General features: G+C 48.9%; 19 protein-coding genes and 1 tRNA gene. 11 read left to right on the top strand and 9 right to left on the bottom strand.

Annotated elements, in window-relative coordinates:
• Positions 1–29: 29 nt before the first annotated feature.
• The 5 genes from ICL55_RS32505 to ICL55_RS32485 all read right to left on the bottom strand — a co-directional run bounded on the left by ICL55_RS32505 (position 30) and on the right by ICL55_RS32485 (position 6,210).
• A complete protein-coding gene (locus tag ICL55_RS32505) occupies positions 30–557 on the bottom strand; it encodes a hypothetical protein (RefSeq protein WP_188105702.1) in 528 nt (175 codons plus the stop codon).
• Between the two features lie 119 nt (positions 558–676).
• Positions 677–1,873, bottom strand: coding sequence for a Na+/H+ antiporter NhaA (gene nhaA, locus ICL55_RS32500; protein ID WP_188105700.1), 1,197 nt, complete (start codon positions 1,871–1,873; stop codon positions 677–679).
• Between the two features lie 92 nt (positions 1,874–1,965).
• Positions 1,966–3,855, bottom strand: coding sequence for an OstA-like protein (locus tag ICL55_RS32495; protein ID WP_188105698.1), 1,890 nt, complete (start codon positions 3,853–3,855; stop codon positions 1,966–1,968).
• Between the two features lie 9 nt (positions 3,856–3,864).
• Positions 3,865–4,863: an MlaD family protein gene (locus tag ICL55_RS32490; protein ID WP_169227960.1), complete on the bottom strand. Its 999-nt coding sequence runs from the start codon at positions 4,861–4,863 to the stop codon at positions 3,865–3,867.
• 126 nt (positions 4,864–4,989) lie between these two features.
• Positions 4,990–6,210 carry an N-acetylmuramoyl-L-alanine amidase family protein gene (locus ICL55_RS32485; RefSeq protein WP_188105696.1) on the bottom strand — a complete coding sequence of 407 codons (1,221 nt, stop codon included), beginning with the start codon at positions 6,208–6,210 and terminating at the stop codon, positions 4,990–4,992.
• 328 nt (positions 6,211–6,538) lie between these two features.
• Between ICL55_RS32485 and ICL55_RS32480 the strand changes: the two genes are divergently transcribed.
• The 5 genes from ICL55_RS32480 to ICL55_RS32460 all read left to right on the top strand — a co-directional run bounded on the left by ICL55_RS32480 (position 6,539) and on the right by ICL55_RS32460 (position 16,398).
• Positions 6,539–9,169, top strand: coding sequence for a putative LPS assembly protein LptD (locus ICL55_RS32480; protein ID WP_188105694.1), 2,631 nt, complete (start codon positions 6,539–6,541; stop codon positions 9,167–9,169).
• A 423-nt stretch (positions 9,170–9,592) separates the two neighbouring features.
• A complete protein-coding gene (locus ICL55_RS32475; RefSeq protein ID WP_188105692.1) occupies positions 9,593–10,213 on the top strand; it encodes an RNA polymerase sigma factor in 621 nt (206 codons plus the stop codon).
• A 69-nt stretch (positions 10,214–10,282) separates the two neighbouring features.
• A complete protein-coding gene (locus tag ICL55_RS32470; RefSeq protein ID WP_188105690.1) occupies positions 10,283–11,404 on the top strand; it encodes a FecR family protein in 1,122 nt (373 codons plus the stop codon).
• Between the two features lie 115 nt (positions 11,405–11,519).
• Positions 11,520–14,804 (top strand): TonB-dependent receptor, encoded by a 3,285-nt coding sequence (locus ICL55_RS32465; protein WP_188105688.1) that lies wholly within the window; start codon positions 11,520–11,522, stop codon positions 14,802–14,804.
• A gap of 10 nt (positions 14,805–14,814) precedes the next feature.
• On the top strand, positions 14,815–16,398 hold the full coding sequence (locus ICL55_RS32460) for a RagB/SusD family nutrient uptake outer membrane protein (RefSeq protein WP_188105686.1): 1,584 nt from the start codon (positions 14,815–14,817) through the stop codon (positions 16,396–16,398).
• A gap of 71 nt (positions 16,399–16,469) precedes the next feature.
• Here ICL55_RS32460 and ICL55_RS32455 read toward each other — a convergent pair whose 3' ends face one another.
• A complete protein-coding gene (locus tag ICL55_RS32455; RefSeq protein WP_188105684.1) occupies positions 16,470–17,216 on the bottom strand; it encodes a 1-acyl-sn-glycerol-3-phosphate acyltransferase in 747 nt (248 codons plus the stop codon).
• Between the two features lie 42 nt (positions 17,217–17,258).
• Positions 17,259–17,930 carry a uracil-DNA glycosylase gene (gene ung, locus ICL55_RS32450; RefSeq protein WP_188105682.1) on the bottom strand — a complete coding sequence of 224 codons (672 nt, stop codon included), beginning with the start codon at positions 17,928–17,930 and terminating at the stop codon, positions 17,259–17,261.
• Between the two features lie 133 nt (positions 17,931–18,063).
• On the opposite strand from ung, the gene ICL55_RS32445 reads away from it, so the two are divergent.
• Together ICL55_RS32445 and ICL55_RS32440 are read left to right on the top strand one after the other, a co-directional pair.
• Positions 18,064–18,137, top strand: a tRNA-Arg gene (locus ICL55_RS32445).
• Positions 18,138–18,234: 97 nt separating this feature from the next.
• Positions 18,235–18,831: a hypothetical protein gene (locus ICL55_RS32440; RefSeq protein WP_188105680.1), complete on the top strand. Its 597-nt coding sequence runs from the start codon at positions 18,235–18,237 to the stop codon at positions 18,829–18,831.
• Here the strand turns inward: ICL55_RS32440 and ICL55_RS32435 are convergent, their stop codons facing one another.
• A complete protein-coding gene (locus ICL55_RS32435) occupies positions 18,832–19,332 on the bottom strand; it encodes a DinB family protein (protein WP_188105678.1) in 501 nt (166 codons plus the stop codon).
• Between the two features lie 117 nt (positions 19,333–19,449).
• On the opposite strand from ICL55_RS32435, the gene ICL55_RS32430 reads away from it, so the two are divergent.
• Both ICL55_RS32430 and ICL55_RS32425 read left to right on the top strand, forming a co-directional pair.
• On the top strand, positions 19,450–19,893 hold the full coding sequence (locus ICL55_RS32430; protein ID WP_188105676.1) for a hypothetical protein: 444 nt from the start codon (positions 19,450–19,452) through the stop codon (positions 19,891–19,893).
• 61 nt (positions 19,894–19,954) lie between these two features.
• Complete coding sequence (locus tag ICL55_RS32425) at positions 19,955–21,508, top strand: S41 family peptidase (RefSeq protein ID WP_188105674.1); 1,554 nt, start codon at positions 19,955–19,957, stop codon at positions 21,506–21,508.
• Between the two features lie 65 nt (positions 21,509–21,573).
• Here ICL55_RS32425 and ICL55_RS32420 read toward each other — a convergent pair whose 3' ends face one another.
• Entirely contained in the window at positions 21,574–22,389 is an 816-nt protein-coding gene (locus ICL55_RS32420) for a hypothetical protein (RefSeq protein ID WP_188105672.1), read from the bottom strand.
• Positions 22,390–22,556: 167 nt separating this feature from the next.
• On the opposite strand from ICL55_RS32420, the gene ICL55_RS32415 reads away from it, so the two are divergent.
• Both ICL55_RS32415 and ICL55_RS32410 read left to right on the top strand, forming a co-directional pair.
• Positions 22,557–23,636: an AI-2E family transporter gene (locus ICL55_RS32415; protein WP_188105670.1), complete on the top strand. Its 1,080-nt coding sequence runs from the start codon at positions 22,557–22,559 to the stop codon at positions 23,634–23,636.
• Positions 23,637–23,639: 3 nt separating this feature from the next.
• Positions 23,640–25,493, top strand: a complete 1,854-nt coding sequence (locus ICL55_RS32410) for an outer membrane protein assembly factor BamB family protein (RefSeq protein ID WP_188105668.1) — start codon at positions 23,640–23,642, stop codon at positions 25,491–25,493.
• The last annotated feature ends 43 nt before the right edge of the window (positions 25,494–25,536 follow it).

Here is a 25,536-nt window from a genome sequence, read left to right as displayed (position 1 = left end):
GTTTACGGGTTATTAGCGTTTCCGCTATGTTAGAAGGTATATCGTGCAGATATACCGCCAATTTCTTCTCCGATGAAGTTAGTTGGTCCGACAAACTGAACGTAAGGTTTCAGATCGGCGCTCAGGTTCAGCGGTATGTTCTTGAAAGTCCATTCAACACCGATGATACCATCCAGGCCGGGAGATACGTAAGTACCTTTACCTTTGTCCACATAACGGTCCCAGTCATAATCACGACGATCATAGAAGCCCAGGTGTGCACCACCACCGGCATACATGTTCAGTTCTGGTCTGCCGATATTCCAGTGGTATTCATACAGCGCAGTGAACGTTACGTTGGTTTTATGTTCGTGGTTGGTAGTTACCATTCCTTCAATGGCGTGAGGGCCCTGAATAAAGTGCTTAATGGTGAAACCCACTACCCATGGATTCAGGCGGATACCCAGTGCGGTGTTGTAGTTTTCAACACTGCTGCTACCGTAGCTTTTCTTTTTCTGCGCGTTAGCCTGTACTGCCAGCAAGGCAAACAAGCTGAAAAATAACACGACTTTTTTCATAGATGTTGCTATTTATTAATACAAAAAATGTATGCGACTATTAACGTTGGCTATACGCTCTAAAGTATATTCAGGTTGAATAAAATTCGGCATAGCCTTACAATAACAGTGCCAATCCGTCATTTGCTTTTCTTGATCGGGCTAACGGGCTTCAATAAACGAAGGAAAATAAATCCGGCTATCCCGGCTAACAGGGACGCGGCTATCACGGAAATAATGGAGATGATCTGATATTCTCTTTCTACATAAGCAAGGGAAGAAATAAAGATAGACATCGTGAAGCCGATACCGGCAATCAGGCCTACGCCGATAAGCTGTAACCAGCCTGCTTTGGAAGGGAGACTGGCCAGCCTTAGCTTCACGGCAGCAAAAGACAAAACAAAAATACCGATCGGTTTGCCCAATACCAGCCCTGCAATGATACCATAACTGATGTCATTGTGCAGTGCGCCCAGTATATCGGAGGGCAGTTGTATCGCGGTATTGGCCAGTGCGAAAACAGGCATGATGATGAAATTAACCGGATCGTGCAGGCCATGTACCAGATCAGCGATTTTATCCTGCGGGACGCAGAAAGCGAGTAATACCCCTGCAATAGTGGCATGTACGCCGGAATTGAAGAGGAAGTACCACAATATCACGCCCGGAATGAAATACAATATCAACCGCTGTACTTTCAGCAGGTTTAGTGCGATAGGAATCAGCAGTACGCCTCCGGCCATCAGCAGGTATTGCAGATTAAGATGAGGTGTATAAAAAATGGCGATGGTGAGGATAGCGCCGAGATCATCTATAATGGCCAATGCCATCAGAAATATTTTCAGGCTTACCGGTACTCTGTTGCCCAGCAGAGAGAGGATACCGAGAGAAAAAGCGATGTCTGTCGCCATCGGGATGCCCCAGCCATGGGCGTATTCCGTACCTCCGTTGAACAGGCTGAAGATCAGCGCCGGGAATAACATCCCGCCGATGGCGGCCAGTACGGGGAGAATGGATTTGCGCAGGGAAGAGAGTTCACCTACGGTCAGTTCTCTTTTTATCTCCATGCCTACCAGAAAAAAGAACAACACCATCATGCCGTCGTTTATCCATAACAGATAGGAATTGGGCAAATGCAGGGCACGGTACTGGTAATGATGGCCACCGGCAGGGTCGAAGAGCGCATTCCAGAAGTTGATATAACCTTCCTGCCACGATGAATTAGCCAATATCATAGACACGACGGTACAGAGGATCAGGATGATACCTACAGCACGGCTGTCTTTTAAAAAGGTGTGAATCGGGGACAGGAGGGTTTTGAATGCGTTTCTAATCATGTTGTTATTTTAATATTTTGCCATTTGGTTGTTTAAAGAGGGTCTTGTTTTCTTTAAACAACCAAATGGCAAAATAACTAAATAACAGCTAATTACTGCATAAGTTCATACTTCGTCTTCGGCTTGCGCTTGATGTCCCATTTGAAATTTTCCAGCTGGAGCTGTTCTTTGGGCCTTTGTGTGAAGGGATAAACGGTGCCTTCGGGGTCTTTGATCATCACCACTTTATCCACTTCTCCTTTTTTGAAGAATATATTAATAATGCCGCATTGCGCCTTATTGACGCTCATATAGGCGCCACTCTGGTCTTTTACGTAGTTGATTGTTTCGGCATTTCCTTCCACATGCATCCAGTCGAGCGATTCGCCGGCCACATATCCGGTGATGGTATTGCCTTTCACCTGATTGTACATGCCAGGGCCGGCGTCGTTGATGATAAAAGCATTTTTGATCATCAGCACTTTATCGGCTGTCTGGTTTTTCGTGAACATCAGCATGGTGTCTGCGCTCAGCTGGGTGGTATTATTGGACCAAAGCACCGGATCGCGGAAGAACCGGAAGATGGAGTCTTTGGTGGAATAATATACGCTGTCTGCTACGCCTTGCAGGGAATCGGAGAACATGCGCACATGATGGTAAGCCAGGATGTAGCGTTGGTCGGCCGTATCTTTCGCGGGTGGTGCAGACAAGGCGATGCTATCTGCATGGTGTTTGATACCGGGCAGCGAATCTTTCATGATAATTGGTGGCGGCTGCGCCATCTTCACCAGTTTTATCCGGTTGGAGTCCAGCTTGTTCTTTGTTTTGGCCAGCACGCTGTCGGCCACGAACATCATGACCGTACCGGGCACGCTGTCCAGCTGTTTTTTAGCGAGCGAGTCGCCCTGATTGATCAGTGTGATATTGATCGGGATATGTTCTTTCGGTGGCCGGATGGTCTTTACTGCCCGCAGTGGTTCTTTCACCGGCTCTTTTTTCAACCCTGACACGGACGGGATAGAGAGGCTGTCGCCTGGTCTGATGATGCCGGAGAAGAGCGTATCTGCTGCGAGGTACATGGTATCTTTATTTTTCTCCATGATGAGCAGCGGTTTCTGTGTGGCCAGGATGGTTTTGGCTATCTGGTTGACCGTGCCATGGTTGGCCAGCAGTGACATTTTGCGGACGGTATCTTTATATACCATGTTACCGGTGGCGTAGGCCATGCCGGTGAGTTTGTCCATTTCGATGTTGTCTGCGGTGAGGGTGCCGGTGCTGTCTTCGATGGTGGGGCGGTTGCCGAAGTTGCCATAGCCTTTGTCGGTGTCATAATAACCGCTGGTGGCGTACATGATGCGTTTCCCTTCGTTGATGGTGGTAGGCGCGATGATGTTGGCGATTTTTGTTTCGGTATTATAGAGCAGCGCGTCGGTGGACAGGGTATAGTCCGGGTCTACCAACACCACGTTCCGCTGGAAGTGCATTTCCTTTGTTTCGGTGTAGTAGTATCCTTCGTCGCTGGTCAGTACGCTTTTACCGTTCACGAGGCGGCCTGTTTTCACGTAGCTGCCTATTTTGGCGTTCATATCGTATTGCAGTTCCGGTCCGGTGATCGTGACTTTGCCGTCGGTGAGGCGGGCATTTTCCCGGAGGATGGCGATACGGGTATTACCGTCGTAGTTGAGGTAATTGCCATAGATATGGACGCTGTCGGCCTGGTTGATATGCACATTGCCGTAGGCGTCCACGATGTTGGTTTTATTGTTTTTAACGGCGCTATCGCAGAAGAACAGGGTGGTACCCTGTTTGAACCGGGCATGGCCGATAAAGCGGGTGACATTGATCGTGTCTTTCTCGATGAGCTGCAGGGTATCTGCCCCCAGGATTTCGATCACGGTCCCTTTTTTAGGCGCAGGCTGGGCCGGTATCTGGGCATGGGCGGGCAAAATGGCCGCCAGGCACATCACTGCCAGTAAAAGGACTGATCTGATATAATGATTCATGTATGACTATTATTGTACCGCTGCAGTATCGGAAGGCAGTGGTTTCGTTTTATCTTTTTTACCGAACAGGGAGAAATGCACATAACGTTTAGGATTGACGCGGAGGTCTTCCAGGAGTTTGTTGAGGCTGCCCAATGAAGCCTGCAGGTTGTTATACACCTTTTTATCGTTCAGCAGGAGGCCGGCCGTACCGTCGGTGGTATTGAGTTTGGCCATGGTGCTGTTGAGGCTGGCGGTGGTTTGCTGCAGCTGTTGTAATGTTTTGTCGATATTGCCGTTGGCCAGTGCGTCGGTGGCTTTTTTGGCGTTGTCGAGGATACCGCCGATTTTTTCATTGTTGGCCTTCAGGTTGCCGGTAACGGATGCCAGGTTGTTCATCGTGGCTTGTACGTTACCCCGCTGTGGGTCCAGCATATTATTGAGGGAGGCGGAGGTATTGGAGAAATTGCGCATGGTGGTGTTGAGGTTGCGCATGGTTTCCTGGAGGTTACCTTTAGCGGTGGTGTCGAGGATACCGCTAACGGCCAGCAGTACGGTATCGATATTGGACAGGGTGCCTTCCAGTTTTTTCACCAGCGGGGTGATTTGTTCCTTGATGGCATCTGTCATGGAGCCGTCTACGGAGGCGTAGATGGTATCACCGTTTTGCAGGTATTCGGTCGCGTTGCCGAGGTCCATCTGAACGGTCTTGGTTCCCAGCAGGTCGCTGCTGATGCGGGCTACCGAGTTGCGTGGGATGTTTACTTTTTTGGTGATGGTGAGGGTAACCAGTATTCTGGATGGATCGTTGTCTTTTACATTCAGCTCCGAAACGTTTCCTACCACCAGGCCGTTCACCTGTACGGCGTTGGACGGCTGCAGTCCATTTACCTGTTTGTAGACAGCATAGATGGTTTTGTTGTGTGAAAACAGGCTCTTTCCCTTCAATACATTAAAGCCCAGTACGAGTAAGGTGATACCCAGCACGGTAAGTATGCCTACCTTGGTTTCATTAGATAATTTGAGCATGAGATTCGTATACGTTCACCGCAAAAATAATCAAAAAGCATGCACGGGGCGTAGGTAGCAGAAAATGTTGATAATAAAAAAGGGGGGAGGGGTGGCGGGGGGAACGGGGTGGGGTGAAGTGTGGGCTCAGCAGGATGTTACGAAAGCATCTCTGAATCCGAGTTTGCGGGCTTTTCGTACAGCCGTGGAGGCCTGGCGGTCTGTTTTAAAGTGTCCCCAGGTATATCGGTGCATTTTTTTTTTATTCATGACAATCTGTTCATGACTGATAGAACCGTGGAGCTTCCTGAAAATGGAAGCTCCCGGTGTATATAATTTGTCAGTGGTCATCAGTTGAACGCAGTACGCGTCGTCAGACGGAGGAACGGAGTTTTTGCCTTTACCGGCCGGTTTGCGGACATGGTTGAAGGCCTGCGGGCGGCTGGCGGTAGATTCGTCCGTGTTGGAAGCGCGGTTGGTGAAGCGTTCCAGCTCATCGCGGTACCGTTTGATGGCTTTGAAGATACCCATGGCCAGTTCCTGTTGTCCGTTAGTGGAGTTGAGGTATTCTTCTTCTTCCGGATTGCTGATGAAGCCCAGTTCCACGAGTACGCTGGGCATAGCGGTGGCGGAGAGTACCCAGATACCTTTTTCATTACGCTGACGGGCGCCTCTGCTGATACGACCGGCTTTGGTGAACTCGTCCTCGATGAGGGTAGACAGCCGGAGGCTCTGGTCAAAGTAGGCGTTACGCAGGGTATTGAGGAGGATGAATGTTTCCGGGTTCTCGTCTGCGAGCTGTTTGGTTTCTTCTGAATCGGCGTCCAGTACGATCACGGAGTTTTGTTTGAGTGACTCCATTTTGGCGTTGTTCTTACTGGTAGCCCATATATACGTTTCCGTGCCTTTCGCATTGCTGGGGTAATAGGCGTAGATCGGTTGTTTTACGGCTATTTTCTTTTTCCCTTTTTTGCGGTAGACGGTTTTATAGTCGACCACTTTCCTGATTTTTGCGGTGGAGTTACAGTGGATAGACACAAAAAGGTCTCCTTTGGCGTCGTTGGCGATCTGTGCTTTTTTGCGGGGATCGTCGAAGCGGTCGGTTTTTCGTGTATACACTACCTTTACATCCGGAAGGTTGTCTTCGAGGATTTTACCCAGTTTCAGGGCAACAGCCAGTGTTACCTGTTTTTCTGTAGAGTAGCTTCCTCTGGCCCCGGGGTCGTCACCGCCGTGACCGGCATCAATTACAATAGTACGGATAGGGTTTTCCTGTTTCTTTGAAACTGGATTGTTTTTTGCCTGAATAAAAAAGGTACAGGTGAAAAGAGTTCCCAGTCCTAAAATCCAAAATCGGTTCCAGCGCATGATTCTCATTTTAATGGGTGCTGTTATCACAAAAAATAAAAAAATAAGTTTATCTGTTAAATTAGTAATTCCTTTGCTCCATGCGTGTTTACAGTCTCTTTCCTCTCGTCGGTCATCAAACTTTACAAGCTATCTTTTGTAATAATTTGTATAATTTCCTGTAGGTTTGTGCCCGCCTTAACACATGAGCTCTAGCTACAAAAATAATTATAAAAAGTTTTTACGGCAGACATACCTGGCTTTTGCAGGTGTGGTTATTGCCGTTCCCTTTATTATAGATGCATCAGGGGGCGCAAGGCCACAAGCATCTCCGACTTTTAACAAAACTTTGGCAGATACCGTTCCTGCCCGGAAAGACACCGTAAAGCCGAAAACGCCTAAAGTGATCGCCAAACCGGGTGCTGACACCAATGTGGTATCAAAAGACCAGGACACTACCAAAGAAGTGACAGTAGATACCGTTTTTGTGCCCAAGGTGTCCAAAGATACGCTGGATGCGCCGGTAACCTACAAAGCGAAGGACTCCATTATCCTGATGGTGCCCGATAAGCGCTTCTATCTGTATGGCACTGCCAGCACCAAATATAAATCGATTGATCTTTCTGCCGAAAAAATGAATTTCGACCAGAACACCGGCGTACTGGAGGCTACCAATGCCAAAGATACTGCGGGCAAGATCATCGGCCGCCCCGTGATGAACGACGGGGGCCAGAGCTTCGAATCAGACACGCTCAAGTATAATTTTACCTCCCAGAAAGCAAAGATCTATAATACCCGCTCCCAGTACGGCGAAGGTTATATCCATAGTGAACTTACCAAAAAGGAATCGGACAACACCATCTTCGGCTTTAAAAATGGTTACACCACCTGTAACCTCGATACGCCGCACTTTAGCTTTAGGGCCCGTAAAATAAAGGTTATCCCTGACAAACTGGTAATTTCCGGTCCGGCTAACCTGGAAATTATGGGAATACCCACTCCGCTGTACATTCCCTTTGCCATTTTCCCGATTACGCAGGGCCAGCGGTCCGGTATCCTGCCTCCCCAGTACGTGGTGAACCAGCAGAAAGGGATGGGCCTCGAAAATGGTGGCTACTACTTCGGGATGGGGGAGCATATGGACCTCACCCTGCGGGGCGACGTCTACTCCTACGGCAGCTGGAGCCTCACGGCCAGTCCCACCTACCGGAAACGGTATAAATACAATGGTGGCCTGAACCTGAGCTTTGCCAATACCCGCTACGGGGACCCGGCGGTACCATCGGAGTTTGTGAAGTCCCGCGACTTCCGCATTACCTGGAACCACAGTATGGACAGCAAGGCCCGTCCCGGGGTGAACTTCGGCGCCAGCGTGAACTTCGGTAGCTCTTCCTATAACAGATTCAACGTATTTGACTATAGTACCCGTGTCAACAACAACATCGGGTCGTCTATCACCTTTTCCAAAACATGGCAGGGCAAGCCTTACAACCTTACCCTGGGCCTGAACCACTCTCAGAACCTGGCTACCCGCGATGTGTCTATCTCTTTCCCGGACGGTACCTTTACGGTGAACACCATCTATCCGTTCCAACCGAAAGAAATGGTAGGCACCCCCAAATGGTACGAAAAAATCGGTATCTCCTATAATGCCGTATTACGTAACCAGGCCACCTTCAAAGACTCCGCATTTGGTAAGCAGGCCATGTTTAACGCCATGCAGACCGGTATGCAGCACTCCATCCCGGTGTCTTTCTCTATCCCGATCCTGAAAACGCTGACGTTTTCACCCAGTGTCAACTACAATGAGTACTGGTATACGAAGAAGGTAGTGAAAACATGGAATGAGCGGAAGCCTACCATCAAGCCAGACTCCCTGGGCGGCATTGATACCGCCTACCTGTCCGGTTTCTATGCGGCCCGCAGTATCAGCGTCGGCGCCTCCGTGTCCACCGCGGTTTATGGTATGTACGCTTTCAGCAAACACTCCAAAGTAAAGGCTATCCGGCACGTGGTACGTCCTACGCTGGGTGTCAGCTACAGTCCTGACCTCTCCGGCGCTTATTATTATAAATACCGTTTCTCTCCTAATAGAGCAGACTCCATCAGGGCATCCTATTTTGACGGCTCCATTATCGGGGTGCCGCCATCGGGCGCTTTCGGGGGTATCAACTTCGGTTTGGACAATAACCTGGAGATGAAAGTGTTCTCCCGGAAAGACACATCGGGGAACCATGAGCGGAAGGTGAAGCTGCTCGATGGTTTCGGCATCAACGGTAACTATAACCTGGTAGCCGACTCCTTTAAGCTTTCCAATTTCAATATCTATGCCCGTACCAACCTGTTCGATAAAGTGAATATCTCCGCCAGTGGCACGATCGATCCTTATCAGACTGATGGCCGCGGACACCGTGTTGATAAATTTGTGTGGCAGCAGGGGAAACTCAGTCTGGGCCGGTTAACCAACGCCAGCATCTCCCTGAGCACCTCCTTCCAGTCGAAAGACAAAAAAGGGCAGGACAAACAGAAGAAGATCGACTCCCTGGAGAATATTACCAATGCCGATGCGGCCATGGCTGCTCAACAGCGGCAGTTGCAGATGATGCGTAACAACCCCGGCGAATATGTGGATTTTGATATTCCGTGGCGGGTAGACCTGTCTTACAGCTTGTCGTACACCAATCAGCTTATTGCTGACTCCGGCGGAGTGATAAAGCGTATAACCCAGTACGTTAGTTTCAACGGCGACTTCAGCCTGACGCCTAAATGGAAAGTAGGTCTCAACAGTGGTTTTGATTTTACGAATATGCAGATCGCCTATACGAATATGTACATATCGAGGGACCTGCACTGCTGGCAGATGTCAATTAACCTGATACCGTTCGGTACATTCCGGCAGTTTAGCATCACGATCAACCCGAAAGCCAGTCTCCTGAGGGATTTGCGGATTAATCGATCGCGACAGTTCTACGACTTCTAGCTATTTTTTTATTTTTTTATTTTATTATTTAGATATTGAAAATGCAGCGGATCTCCGCTGCATTTTTTTAATGCCGAAACCGCTGAATGGATTTGGATATTTTTTTATTTTATTATTTGGATATTGAAAATGCGGCGAAGATCCGCTGCATTTTTTTAATGCCGAAACCGCTGAATGGATTTGGATATTCTTTTATTTTATTATTTGGATATTGAAAATGCGGCGAAGATCCGCTGCATTTTCAATATCCAAATAACAAAATGACTAAATTTCAACATGATTCCGGTGTTATTTTCTCTTCTTTTGGGGTGTTCTTCGCATGATAATGATTTCATAATATTAAACCCGTCTATGTATTTTTAATTTTATATCCTGTTGTGTAACTTAAAGTCAGATATCGATCTGCAATAATCCAATGATCTGATGAAGCTAACCGGAGTCAATGAGGAAACGTTATGGAAAGGCGTGATAGCCGGCGATCAGCAGGCTTTCAGGGTACTGTATGAAGCCTCGGCTGACATGCTGTATGCATACGCATTGCGGTATTTTCCGGATAAGGAGATGATCATGGATTGTATACACGACCTGTTTACAGATCTTTATATGCAGCGCCGGAACCTCGCGCCGCAGGTCAATATCCGTTTTTATCTGCTTGTTTCTTTCCGGCGTAAGCTGAATACCTCCCTGCGGAAAAATGCCCGTTTTTCGCTGCAGGGCGATATGGCCAACGCCGACAATTATTTCCAGCTCACCTTTGAGGCTAACGATGTACAGAGCCTGATCATAGCGCAGGAAGAAGAACAGAGCACCCTGCGGCGGCTGGCGACGGAGATGAATAAACTACCGGCGCGGCAGAAGGAAATCCTTTATCTGAAATATCACTGTGAACTTTCCTACGAGGAGGTGGCCCGTCTCATGCAGATTTCCGTGCCTACCTGCCGCACCCTTGCCTACAGGGCTATACGCCAGCTGAGACAAGAGATGCCGGTCACCACCATTCCGGCTTTCAGCATGTTGTTACTCGCCTGTCTGAAAAATTTTTAAATTTTTTTTCCGAAAGAAGTCTATAAAGCTGATATCAGTTGCTCTGTTATATAGGGGCAAATAGTAGCTATGGACATCAACAACCCATCATATGGAATGGAAGAAGATACGCCGGATGGTGCCGGGGGGGACAAGGAGAAAATGATCTCCCTTGTACGCGCGTCTGGTAATGAGCAGTTGTCTGTAGCAGAAAAGACCCTGTTGTGGGAGCGTATTGCTGCCGATATCACACAATCGCCGGTGCAAGTCTGGTGGCAGTCGTGGTGGACAATGGCCGCCGCTATTGCCATCCTGCTGTTGGCCGGACTGGGATGGTGGCAGTGGCAACGTACACAGGAATCGTTGCCCGCACTGGTGGCTTTCGCCAACCATCAGACCTATTCCCGCGGTGATAGCACGATGACCCGCATGATACTGGGTAATCAGCAGCTGAGCATCCGTAATACTCACGCGGCCATCGCCTATCAGGCCAGGGGCACGCAGGTGCGGGTAGATTCGCAGGAGATAAAGCAGGAGCTGGAAGCCGGCAAACAGGTATTTAATACCCTGCTGGTACCTTATGGCAACGTGGCGTCCCTGCAGCTGGAAGACGGCACCCGCGTTTGGCTCAATGCCGGCTCGCGGCTGATATATCCTGCCGCATTCGGGCAACAGCACCGGGAAGTGTTGCTGGAAGGGGAGGCCTACTTTGAAGTGGCCACCGATGCACATCGTCCTTTTAGTGTATACGCCAACGATATGAAAATAGCTGTGCTGGGTACGGCATTTAACATCTCTGCCTATCGGGAAGACGCCAACTCACAGGTAGTTCTCGCCAGCGGAAGCGTACAGCTGGAAACCTTCCGGGGGCCGGGAAAAAAAAGCACGCCGGTGCAGCTGTTGCCGGGCAACAGGGCACTGTATACCGGTCATAATGGTAGCATGACAGTAGACAATGTAGACGTCACCGGGTTCATATCCTGGAAAGATGGTCTTATGGTAGCAGAACATACATCTTTATATGAAATACTAAAAAAACTATCCAGGTATTATAATCAACCAATAACAACAGACGCGCGGTCGGGCAATGAAACATTTTCGGGTAAACTTGATCTGCAGAAAACACTGAACGATGTACTTGACATAATAGCTGCTTCCACTTCATTGAAGTACGAAAAGCAAGGGAACACAATCATTTTTAAAACCAAATAAGCATCAGCGAAAAGCCAAAAAAAAACCGGAAGATGCGGTAACATCTTCCGGTGAAGACTGCCTGCGGTAACAGGCGGCCCGGCTAACTATTTCATTAATTAAACCAAACAAATGTATGCAAAAAATTTACGTTTGTTGGCGCTACCTGCCTGCGGGCATAGTGCCAGCCAAATTATGGCATGTTATGCGGCTAATCATGATCCTGTTATTCGTGGGGCTGGTCAGCGCCCACGGTAAAACCTACTCACAGAATGCCCCGCTCAATGTGCGGGTGACGAATGCTCCGTTGCCGGAGCTTTTCCGCCAGATACAGGCGCAGAGCAACTGGCGTATTTTCTACAAAGATGAGCTGTTGCGCGGTGAGAAAAACATCACGTTGCACCTGCGTGGCAAAAGGCTGGTGGAGGTGCTGGACAAGGCCCTCGATGGTACCAGTCTCGGCTATACGATTGTAGGCACGCAGGTAGCGATCGTACCGAAAGAAGAGCAACCGGTGCGTCCGCTGAAACTGGCGCGGGAAGACAGTCTGCTTACCATCAAAGGCCGGGTGTATGATACCCATGAGCCGCCGGTAGCACTGCCAGGTGTTACCATCGGGGTGAAAGGCACTTCCCGTGGTACCACCAGTGATGCAGACGGTTACTTCACTATTCAGGCGCCTAAAAATGCCACGCTGGTTTTCAGCCTGGTTGGATTTATCGCCACAGAATACAATGTGTTGCGCAGCAACACCGGCCTTTCCATCGCATTGAACGAAAAAGTGTCAGCCCTCGATGAAGTAGTGGTGGTGGGAATTACAGAGCAACAGCGTAAACATATCGCCAGCGCTGTGGCTTCCCTTAATGTAAAATCGGCGATGAGTGGTAAGCCCATCACCACCATTTCACAGTCGTTGCAGGGTGGGGTGACCGGCCTGCAGGTAAGTCAATCTTCCGGCCTGCCCGGCGGTGATGCCGCTACCATCAAGATACGCGGTATCACCTCACTCAATGGGTCTAACCCACTGGTGCTGGTAGATGGTATTCCGATGGACATGAACTTCATCGATCCGCTCACAGTGGAAAGTGTGACCGTGCTGAAAGATGCGGCTGCAGCCTCTATCTATGGCGCCAGAGCGGCCAGCGGCGTAATCCTCGTTACCACCAAAAGAGGTACGCCCGGACGCGTTGCCGTGACCTACGACGGTTATTACGGCGTGCAGTCACCCACGAAAATGCCTGCCCTGGTAGACGCTCCCCAATACATGCGCATGTACAATGAAGCACTGGCCAATTCCGGTAAAACTCCCCTGTATTCCGAAGACGACATTCAACAAACCATCGCGGGCACCGACCCGGTAAAATATCCCAATACCGATTGGCAGAAAGTCATTGTCAACAAACAAGCGCCTATTACCAGCCATTCCGTAGGAGTGAGCGGTGGTAACAGCCTTGCCCGTTTTGCGCTCAATGCCAACTATCAGTACCAGGACGGCATGACACCGCTGACCAGCAGCAGGAAATATAATATCCGTGCTAATACCTCCGTATCGCTGGCTAAAAACTTCCAGATCAATATGGACCTGCTGGCCATCAAACGTAATATCCTGCTGCCCAACAGAACATTGGGGCATGATGGTACCCGTTTGCTGGAAGACGTATTCCGCGTGCCACCCACCATTCTGCCCAAGTATCCGCAGAAAGAAGGCAGCGCTGATATTTACGGCCGTTACGTAGATATCGTGAACCCATTGGCCTATGCTGAAAAAGGTGGCCGGTTTGTAAATGAATACGGACAGTCCAGCATCAACCTGCAACCTAAATGGGAAGTGATACCGGGACTGAACCTCCGCGGGCAGTTCAGCTACCGCCTCAACAGTGATCTGTTAGGCAGTCTGCGCGATAACTATAACTTCTTCGATTACTATACCGGACAGCTGCTGCAAACGTGGACGCAGCAAAGAGCTTACACACAGGCGCGGACCACCTACTATTACATCGCTGCCAATGCCGATTACACGCTGGAATTGAAAGATCATCATTTCTTTCTGATGGCGGGATATTCTCAGGAAGAAAAAAATACGAGTGCCAGCACCGCCGGAACTTACCTGTATATCAACTCGCTGTTGTCTTCCTATGCTAAGTTGAACTACTCCTATCAGGACCGGTATCTGTTGGAGCTGACCGGCCGTATGGACGCTTCTTCCAAATTCGATAAGGGACATAAATATGGTTTCTTTCCCTCAGTGGCCTTAGGCTGGAATATCAGTAAAGAAAAATTCATGTCGTCCCTGAAAGCGGTCAGCAATATGAAACTGCGTGCTTCTTACGGACAGCTGGGCAATGAATCCGATGTGGACCTGTATCAGTATCAGACCACGATCAACTCCGGTTCCGGTTTGGAGACGAACTACGGCAATCCCGACCTGAGCTGGGAGACAGTGAACATGGCTGATGTAGGATTAGATATCGGTTTGTTCAACAACAAGCTGGAGATCGTAGTAGATTATTATAACAAACTCACCAAAGATATTATCCTGCGTCCGCCATTATCCTTTACCGGCGGCTTCGAGGACAAAGTGCCTGTTAATGCCGGCAAGCTGCGCAACACCGGCTGGGAGGCTTCCGTGAATTATAATGGTAACATCGGTAAAAATGTTTCCGTGTCTTTCCGTCCGGGTGTGACCTACAATAAAAACGAGATCGTGTCCCTGTTGAGCGGGCCTTACGTGAGCGCCACCTCTATTCAGCGCGAGGGCGGTCCGTATGGTGGCATCTTCGGTTATAAAACCGCGGGACTGCTGCAGGCAAGTGACTTCGACAAGGACGGTAATCCGCTGGTGCCAGTATTGCCCGGCGCTAAACCCGGTGATATCAAGTACCTGGACATCAGTGGCAATAAGATCATCGACGGTTCTGATCAGACATTGATTGGTAATCCCATTGCGCGACTGAACTACTTCGCTAATTTCAGGGTGGCCTATAAAAATTTTGATCTTGAATTTCTGTTGCAGGGCACCGGCAAATCGGACGTAGTACTGGCTGGTATGCTGGCGTTGCCGATGGACAACAGTAAAGATGGCGGTGTGCCTACCCGCTTTTATGCAGACAACTACTGGACACCTGAACGCACCAACGCGATGTTCCCGCGTTTGAACACATTGCCCACCAATAACAAATTATCCTCTGATTTCTGGTTCCAGAATGGCGCTTATATGCGGGTGAAATATATACAGCTGGGATACAATACGCAGGCCGACTGGCTGAAACGTGCCGGTATCCGTGGTTTACGGGTGTATGTGAACGCACAGAACCCTATCACTTTCACCAAAATGAAGCTCACCGATGCCGAAAGCCAGGGTGATCAGTGGACCTATGGTATCATGAAGGCATTTATTGCCGGTATTAATGTTCAACTTTAATAATGGTCGTATGAAAAAGATATATGCAGTCATTTTTTCAGCCGTGATGCTGACATGCAGCAGTTGTGAAAAGTTCCTCACCCATGATGATCCTGTGAGTGTGACCGATGATAACTGGTGGAAGACAGAAGCCAATGCCACCGGCGCATTGGGCTCTGTGTATGCCGGTCTGCCGGGCGGTTCCAGCGGACGGCAGTTGATGTTCCTCTCAGCTTTGAGTGATGAGGCCGTGGCCCGTCAGGATACGCGTGGCGCTTATGAGGCGTATGCCAAAGGTTTACAGAACAGCAGCTGGGACGTGGCGCTGGGCCTGTGGCGGGATGATTACAAGGATATACGCCGTGCCTGCCGGTTCCTGGAAAACGTAGACCGCTGTTATATGGACTCGTCGCTGAAAGACCGCTACAAATATGAAGCGCGGGCGATGCGGGCTTACTACCATATGGAGATGATGTTGTTCTTTGGCGGTATTCCGATCGTCACCAAATCGCTGGAGCCGGCCAACAGCAACACTACCCGTAATTCTGAGCAGGAAGTATATGATTTTGTGGTGAGTGAGCTGACTGAATGTGCGCCTCATCTGCCGGAAGTGTACAACAATAACGAAGCGTGGCGTATTTCGTCCGGCGTATGCTGGGCGCTGATCTCCAAGCTGGCCATGTTCTACAGGCAGTATGAGACCGCTAAGATGGCCGCCAAAAAGGTGATAGATCAAAATGTATATGCGCTGTACCGCAGCACCAATACAAAAGTGAACAGTTTTGCGGAGTTGTTTACCTATGCCGGTGAATTGAATAAAGAGCGGGTATTTTTCCGGGATAATGGTTGTTCCAATGCGTGGAAAACTTTTGCGCCTTATGGTGTAGGCGGGCAGACCGTAGTATCGCCGACGATGAAAGTTGTCAACAGTTTTGAAACGCTGCAGGGCAAGACTTTACAGGAGCTGGGGCCTGATTCGCTGACGGTGTATCAGAAAGATCCTTTCTACAAAAACAACCGTGATCCGCGATTGGTGGCGTCTGTACTGGTACCGGGACAGGTATATGAGAAAGACACGCTTCGGCCGTTTGCCAGCGAGGGGAGTGATCGTATCGGTATCCTCAACAGTACCGCTACCGGCTTCTGGGTAAAAAAATACCTCGATCCCAAAGATCGTAATGGCGCCAGTCCTTCACTGGATTATATGATCATCCGTTATGCAGAGGTGCTGCTTAATTACGTAGAAGCGCTCACTGAGCTGGGTGACTGGCAGAATACCGATGTCATCAAACACCTGAATGATATCCGTACGCGTGCAGGCATGCCCGTAGTGGATGTTACCAAATACAATACGCAGGAGAAGCTGCGTCAGCTGATACGCCGCGAACGTACCGCAGAACTGGCGTTTGAAGGCGCCCGTTTTTATGATATCCGTCGCTGGGATATGCTTGGAGACGTGATGAACGGGCAGGTGTATGGCGCTGTGGACCCTGCCACCGGACAGCCGGTAATGGTAGAAACACGTTCCTGCAATGTGCAGCGTGATTTCCGTTATCCTATTCCGCTGAATGAGTTGTTAGCCAATCCGAAGATGACACAGAATCCGCTTTATTGATATTGTCCTATACCAAATGAAAGAACCCGTTTGAATCATCAAACGGGTTCTTTGTTTTTATCTTTCTCTGATTAGAGTTTGTCCTGGTTAGTGGTGTAGTAGTCCCACATGATTTTAAATACTTTCTCTTTCAGTGCCGGCAGGTCGTCGCGGGTCATGCCGGTGGTGGGAATGGGAGGAAGTACGTGATAGTGGATAGGATGCGGCCAGGCAAAGAATGTTTTACCCGGCGGCTGTATTTTTCTGGTATTAAACAGCAGGGAAGGCATCAGTGGTGTCTGGGTGTCTATGGCGAGGGCGAAGGCGCCGTCATAGAATGCTTTCAGTGGTTCGGGCGTGCGGTTGCGGGTACCTTCCGGGTACAGCAACATATGGATACCGAGACTGAGGGCATGTTTCATGTCCACCACACTTTGTTTGCGACTGGCTTCACTGCTGCGGTCTACCAGGATACTACCGATTTTGTACAGTACGCTGAACAGCGGGATTTTAGCCATAGAGGCTTTCGCCAGCGTTTTATTGGCGCCGGGCACATAACCGGTAGTAACAGGGATGTCCATCAATGCGTTGTGGTTGCATACTATTACATAGGTTTGGCCGGGGGCGAAATGTTCCTGGCCTTTTAGTTTGGCCGGGCAACCGATCAGCGGCAGGTAGATGTTCATCCACCAGCGGCCGAGGCCCACAAAAAAGGCTGAAGGGGTAGGCTCCGGCCAGAAAGAGGCGATCCAGATAGGGATAAAGACGATCAGCATGGTGGTTGCAAACAACAACAATGCGTATAGTGCGTAAATTCTTCCCAGTATATTTTTTAACATAACTGACAGCTTATGGTAAAGATACTGATAGTATGTAAATGATTAAAGGCGCCAGTCAACTGGCTCTATGCCCGCTTTAAGCAGCAGTTCGTTGGTTTTGGAAAAGTGTCTGCAACCGAAGAATCCATTAGCTGCGCTGAAAGGAGAGGGGTGCGCTGCTTTCAGGATATGATGGCGGGTAGCGTCTATCAGGATTTGTTTGTCCTGTGCGAAGCGGCCCCACAGCAGAAATACCACATCATTTTTCATGTCGGATATTTTGCGGATCACCGCATCGGTGAAGTTTTCCCAGCCTATTTTGCTATGAGATGCCGGCTCGCTGGCCCTTACCGTCAGGAACGCGTTGAGCAGGAGCACACCATGTTCCGCCCATTTGGTCAGGTTGCCGCTGGTGGGTATTTCCAGGCCGAGATCGGTTTGCATTTCCTTGTATATATTGCCGAGTGACGGAGGCGGCTTGATGCCGTCCGGTACGGAGAAACTGAGGCCATGTGCCTGTCCGGCGCCGTGATAGGGATCTTGCCCCAAAATCACTACTTTTACCTTGTCGAAAGGTGTTTGCTGGAAAGCGTTGAAGATATTGTTACCTGCCGGATAGATGGTTTTTCCCAGTGCTTTCTCGTGTTTCAGGTGCATGACAATCTCCGCGAAATAGGTTTTGTTGAACTCATCTTTGAGTACTTCTTTCCAGCTGTCTTCGATCTGTACGTCCATAGTTTTTAATCTATATTTCAGAAAAATTAAATTAAATTTGATTTATTGGAAAATATTTCCATAAATTTGCACTCCCAAAATGAGAGATAAATATAGGAATTTATTTCACATTGAAAGGAAAAACAAAATATAAGTCTCGGTAGCTCAGCTGGATAGAGCAACTGCCTTCTAAGCAGTAGGTCATTGGTTCGAATCCAATCCGGGATACAAACGAAGAGGAAAATTGCGAAAGCGGTTTTCCTCTTTTGGTTTCCGGAAGGAGGCTTTTTATGAAAACCGCTGTTAACAGTTTCAATCTTTACCTATGACCGCCCTGGCTTTGCTACTGCAAATCATGCAGTATGAGTACAGAGAAGGAGATATCGACATCGAAGAATGTCTGCCCAAACAACTCCGGCTCACACAGATTGTCAGCCTGGCCCACGCTTTAGGTTATTATGACGGATCAACCGCCGTGACCAAGGCCTGGCAGCAACCCAACGTATTGCGTGATATATATCTTTCCCTCAGGCCCAACAGGGAAACTCCTGTGAGCCCTGCTTTGCGGGAGAAGATACTGGCCTTTGTAGCGGAACATTATCCGGAATTTGAGCGGAGAGCTCTGAGAGGAGCGGAACTGCAATGGATGTTCATAGAATTATATGATTACAGAAAACGTGTGCTGCAACTGCTGTATTCCGGAGGCTCCATGCTGGAAGGGTTTTCCGGCGGATTGTTTTATGCGCAGCATCTGACCGGTAAAGTGAATAAGATGATGGCTGGTCAGCTGGCAGACATCGATGAGGCTCTATGGGAGTTGGCTGATCCGGCGAAACGTGTGCTGGACAAACTACCGGAAAGCTACCCCGATGAACAGACGGTGAAGAGCGCTGAACTACAATGGCGGATGGATCATTATTGATCACCTCGCAGCCCTCACCCAGCGCGGCGCATCGCCCGTATCTTTCCTGAGCAGCATATTCAGCTGCGCCGTATGATGTTGTACATGGCGCATATTATACAAAAACAATTCGAAAACAGGCATTACCTTATTGCCGTCTACTTCTACCCATAATTGAGCGAAATCGGCCTCCGTCATGTTAAGGATAAGATCGTGGCATTTTTTTCTGCTCATCTGCAGATAGGCAATAATTTCAGCCTGGCTGTAAATCCTGTCCGGCACAATGTCGTCAATGCCATCCTCCGGAATATCATCACTGAGCGTGAAGGAAAGCGGGGAGGAGAGCGGCCCTGCGGGGATTGTCAGGTAGTAGTCCAGGAAAACGGCGACATGATAAGAGATGTAAAAAAACTTTTTCTCTGTGTTCCAGCGATTTTCAGGATAGGCTGCAACAGCATTGATCAGCATATCAATACTGGCGCCAAATTGTTTCCACAAACCTTCTTTGATGGTAGGTGTCATGATGATGGTTTTTACCAGATCAAAAGGTAGATATTTCTGACCAGTTTGCCGGAATTTTAACCTGAAAATAAAGAAGTATCTTCACCGTATACAATAGCCTGTATTAATATATATCAAATGACCGACCTGTCAAATCGAAAACCTTTCTGTACCATTGTAGACAATAAAAACATCGTGGTGGTGGTGTTCGGCAATGAGCTGAATGAATTATCAGATAATGCCATGGATGCCGGAGATCCGTTCTGGTACATTATGGGAACCGATGCCTGGTTCGAACTACAGGAAATTGGCGGCCAGCCGTTATTGGCGGCTTGTACCTACGACAAAACCTATTTCCATTGCCCGGTGGATGAGCAGGCAATTGCCCTGCTTCAGGAAGAAAGCGGAGTCCTGGTCCTCTTTCCCCAGGTGCCGCTAAATGCTGCGGACATCAAACAAACATCAGACCTGGAAGAAATGAGGGAATGGATCAGCCATGAAATAGGGGAGGATAAGATGGATGGGCTCATCTATTGTTTTTACACAGCAGAAGACAAGAAAAAATATCATGGAGATAACTGATCGTAATTAGTTTTATTTTGCAATAAATATATCAACCATCACTGCCACTGGAGAATAACTTATGAGAAAATTGTTTTTATTGTTTTTGCTGTCACAATCATTGTCCCAGGAGATATTTGCCGCGCCCGCAGGGCCGCAACCAACGGGCGACAGCCTAAAGATCTATAACAAAGTACTGACTGTCCGTGAGATGAAGGAAGACCTTTTGCTCTTCCGCGATATCCGGGAAAAGGCCAATTCGGGATTATACCGCTACCGCACCAAAAAGCAGGTGGACAGTATTTATAAAGCAGCTTTTAAAGAGATCAGTAAACCCTTGAGTACCACTGAATACTTCAAGGTGATATTGCGGTTGACCGATTTCGAAGGCAGCTGTCATAACTACACCGAAGTAGGTAAAGACCTGATGGATTTTTACAGCCGTCAGCGCGGTTATTTCCCTTACGACCTGAAGTATGTTCAAGGCAAAATCATTTTCAATAATCAGACAAAAGACATCCCCGCAGGATCTCGTGTACTGAGCATCAATGGTGTGCCTGACACCACCCTGATGCAGTCTTTCTACAAATATTTCACTACCGACGGGTTTAACCGTACCCAGAAATGGACCGGAAGCGTACACCGCTCCTTCAATTACCGCTACATGATCGAGTATGGCGTGAAGGACAATTTTACGGTTACGTTTAATCCGCCGTACAGTAAAGAAGTGAAGACAGTCACGCTGCCGGCGGTAACGTTGGACGCCCGTAAGGAAAACCAGAAGAACCGGTACAGCATTGCGGTAGATAGTCTCATCGATTATAACACGCAGCCGAAATACAGTTTCAAGATGGTGAACCCGTCCACCGGGCTGCTTAGCTTCCGCATCTTCAGCATGGCCGACGGGGCAGATGACCCCAGGTTTCCGGGATATGTGCGTTTCATCGACAGCGTGTTTCAGGTGCTGGATAAAAATGCGGTGCCCAACCTCATCCTGGATATCAGGAGCAATCCCGGCGGCAGCGATCCTACTTTCGAACAACCCATGATGTATCTGACAGATCATTCTTTTAAAGAAAACATATCTGCCTATGCAAATTTTGACAGGGATACGATCCCTTATATGCAGTATTTCTGGGGAGTAGGCACCGACAGTAAATGGGGACCGGAAGAAATAAAGGAAGGCAGAAAATTCCTGAAAGGATACCTGCTGCCCTTCAGCAAAGGAAGAAGCTATCAGGACAGCGTCCATAATCCGGTGTATTATCCTAAACAGCCGGCATATAAAGGACATTTATACCTGATGATCGATGAGAACACCGCTTCTGCCGCTTCGCACCTGGCCTCTCTGGTGAAAGCATACGCCAGAAACACCACTGTTGTAGGGGTAGAAACTACCGGCGGATATTATTGCCACAACGGACATGCCGGTTTGGTGTATGAACTGCCACATTCAAAAATTAAGACAAAGTTTTCCATTATGTACGTAGTGCAGGATGCACCTGTAAAACCCGACCAACCGGAAGGGAGAGGGATTATGCCTGACCACGAAGTATGGCAGAACTACGAGGACTATATGAAACAAAAGGACTCGCAAATGGAGTACGTGCTTCGGCTTATCAGCGGGAAGAAATAACATCTGTAAATAAAGCAAACATAAAGCCTTGCAACTCAATGTTGTAAGGCTTTTTTGTTTCGGGATTATCTTCTTTCCCGCTTATATTCCCCCGTTTGTGTGTTTATTTTAATCAGATCAACCTGGTTTCTTTTGTTCTCATCTTCTTCCCCAAAAACATAAAAACTGCCTTCCTGTCCGACTTCTATTCTGTAGGTGATCCGTGAAATAAGATGTTTGTTGGCTTTGTTCTGCTCAAATATCTCCTCCGCTTTTTCATAAGAGATGGTAGCTGATTGGGAGATACTATCAAAGGCAGGTGTTTGAGGAGCGATCATCCGTTTGTGTTTGTCGGTTTCCGGATGCCACCAGCCATCGTTTTTAAGTAAGGTACCGCTTGTCTGTTCATTGTTGATCATACATTCTGCTGCAAAGCGGCAATCGTGGCTGCCTACATAACCAAACATGCCATAATGCAGGGATGCGTAATGGTGGTAGCCCGAAATATAATAGTGCAGGCCGCCTTCCGTGCTCACCACAATGGTGTCTGTTTTTAGGAAAAGCGGATAGGGGAGGCTGGTAGCAAAAAAAGTACTGTCATCGGATACATAGGAGAATTGGGTTTTTACCAATGTATCCCTGGTGAACTGCCCGTTTCTCAGGATTTTAAACCGTAATTGCCGGATTTCTTTCAGGCGGAACCCGGAAAACTGGATCTTTGGTTGTTCGGTGATGACACGGATGGTATCGCAAATCCGGCTATATTTTTCACCGTCTTCCTTCGCCTGTCGGTATTTTTGTTCCGTAGTTACCCAGAAACACCCTGCCACGAACAGTATCAGCACCAGGAAGATGCCGATGAAAATGAGGAAATATTTCAGGAGTTTTTTCGGAGGTGTCATTTTATTATTTTCTGATGACGGCAATATGTTAAAAAAATGGATATGGTGAGCTGGTGAATTCATATTTACCGGCATCGGGTTGATATTCGCAGTCCAACGGGAATCATTGCTTATTCGCCAATCTTTTAGTAAATTGATTCTGTCCGAAACAAATCCGGTTTTCCGATATGAGCACCCGTATTCCATCCACCTCCCGGAGGATCATAGAAACGATCATTGTGCTGCTGCTACTGCTGGGGCTCATGTATGCTTTATACGATGTGCTGAAGGTATTTTTCGGTGTCTTTACGTTTGCCATTATTTTTTCGGTGTCTTTGTTTAACCTCTACGAAAAGAGCGTGGTGTGGCTGGGCGGCCGGCGCAAGCTGGCGGCTGTTATTTATTCCCTGCTGCTGGTGGCCGTGGTGGCATTACCTTTTGCTTATGCGGTCTCCACGGTCAATGACCACCTGAAAGAAATCGGTTACTGGCTGGAAACGGCCAGGGACGAGGGCATCCCGGACCTGCCGGTGTGGATCACCAACCTGCCACTGGTGGGGAAAGAGATGGCGCAGTTCTGGCATGAGCTACAGCTGCGGCCGAGGGAGACGGCCAGTATCTACGAAAGACAGATCATGCATAGTATTCATCATGTGGTGACTACCGGAGTAGGTATCCTCGGCATGGCTTTGCAGGTGGTGTTGGGCATTGTGGTCTCCGCTATTTTTCTGGTCAGCGGCGACCGCCTGATGCGGCCGGTACGCGCTACGATGACGCATATGTTTGGCGACAAAGATGGTTATGCGCTGCTCGCAGCCACCGCACAGGCCGTGAAAGGTGTTTCCATCGGTGTGATGGGCACCGCGCTTGCCGCCGCAGTAGTATCCTGGATAGGATTCACAATAGCTGGCATCCCCTTCGCGCTGGCGCTGGCGGCCATCGTATATTTTCTGGTGCTGATACAGGTGGGCCCGCTATGGGTGTGGATACCGCTCGTGATCTGGATGGCCATGCAGGGAAATACCGGCTGGGCCGTTTTTCTGGCCATCTACGGCGCCGGTGTGCTGATACTGGATGGTGTATTAAAACCGATTCTCATTGCAAAAAGCGGAAAACTTCCGTTTCTTGTGCTTTTCCTCGGAGTTATCGGTGGCATGATCGCGTGGGGATTTACGGGTATGTTCAAAGGCGCCATTATCCTGGCGGTGTTCTATACTGTCTTTAACTCCTGGCTGGAAAAAACGAAATACTATGCACCTAAAGAATAAGTAATGAGATATTTTTTCCTGCTGAGCACCGTGATCGTGCTGACCCTATGCCGGACAGTGACCATGGCCCAAAACGCGTTCAAATTTGCGCTGATGACAGACATCCACGTGGGCAGCGATCATGCTGCGGAAGACGTACAGCGCAGCGTGGCCGATATTAATCAGGACCCATCCATCGCATTTGTGATCATCTCGGGAGATATTACCGAATTTGGCGCGGACGAAGAACTGCAACTGGCCAAACGATTGCTCGACAGCCTCAACAAACCCTGGTACATCATCCCCGGAAACCACGACACCAAATGGTCTGAGAGTGGCGGCAATACTTTTCGCCGCGTATTCGGCAACGAAACATTTTCGTTTAAGCATGGCGGTTATTGGTTCATCGGTACCAACTGCGGCCCTAACATGCGCATGGGCCCGGGACAGGTGCCCCGCGAAAATGTAGTGTGGCTCGATAAGTTACTGAAGACAAAAGATACCACCACACCGATTATTTATATCAACCACTACCCGCAAAACCCGGACCTCAACAACTGGTACGAAGCACTCGATCGCCTGAAACAACACAACATCCAGCTGATCCTTTGTGGGCACGGTCATACTAACAAAACATACGATTTTGAAAATATTCCCGGCGTGATGTGCCGCTCCAATCTCCGGGCAAAAGACAGCATCGGTGGTTACAATATCATCACAGTGGCTAACCATCAGGCTACTTTTGAAGAACGGACACCGCTGATCGGAAAGAACCGGCAATGGACCGTGCAGCCGCTGAAAAGCCATCATGCCCGTTATGATGCGGCGCCATTTGAACGCCCGTCATTTGCGATGAACGATTCTTTCCCCGGTGTAAAAGCTATCTGGACGTTTCAGGACAACAGTGATATCGGCTCCGGTATGGCGCTGGTGAAAGACCTGGTGATCTCCACCAACACCGCCGGCGAAGTATATGCACTGAATGCCGCCACCGGAAAAATGAAATGGTCTTTCAAAACCGGCGGTAAAGTATATGCTACACCGGTAGTAACGGGAGATAATATTGTGGTGGCTTCTTCCGATCATTACATCTATTGTATCCAGGCTTCCAACGGGAAACAACGCTGGCGTTTTGAAACAGGTAAACCTGTGGTGGCCAGCGCGGAGGTGGCTAACGGTGTCGCCTATGTAGGGGCTTCCGACGGGCATTTCCGGGCTATCGACGTAGCAACGGGCAAACTGGTATGGGAATTTACCGGGGTGAAGGGGTTTGTGGAAGATAAACCACTGATCTATCAGGGCAACGTCTACTTCGGCAGCTGGGGCAACGATTTCTACGCCCTCGACGCAGCTACCGGCACGCTGAAATGGAAATGGAACAACGGCGCCTCTAACCGTATGTTCTCTCCGGCAGCCTGCTATCCGGTGGGAGCACAGAACAAAGTGTTTATCGTAGCGCCGGACCGCTATATGACGGCGTTTGACAGCCAGACCGGCAACGTTATCTGGCGTAAAACAGTACCCGGTGTAAGAATGCGTGAATCTATCGGACTGGCGGCAGACAGCAGCCAGACTTTCATCAAAACGATGGACGGCAACCTGTACGGCGTGTCTGCCACGGCAGATACGATGCAACTGCTGTGGAAATCTCCTATTGAAATGAGCTACGAACTGAATCCCGCGGCGGCGGTGGAACGCGACGGCGTAATCTTTACACCTACGCATTCAGGCGTGGTGTATGCAGTTAACCGTAAGGACTATACGTTATTATGGAAACATAAGCTGTCCAACTGCCTGGTGAACGCTGTGCTGCCGATAGACAACCGGAAAGTGCTGGTGAGCACCATGGATGGTAAACTGGCTTGTATCGGTTACTAAACGTACCTTTAAATAAAAAGAGCGGGCAAAATTGCCCGCTCTT

Source organism: Chitinophaga varians (genome assembly GCF_014529945.1).
In the GTDB taxonomy this organism is placed as follows: Bacteria; Bacteroidota; Bacteroidia; order Chitinophagales; family Chitinophagaceae; genus Chitinophaga; species Chitinophaga varians.
The sequence above is the reverse complement of the archived record's forward strand: the minus strand, read 5'-3'. Positions and strand labels throughout refer to the sequence as shown.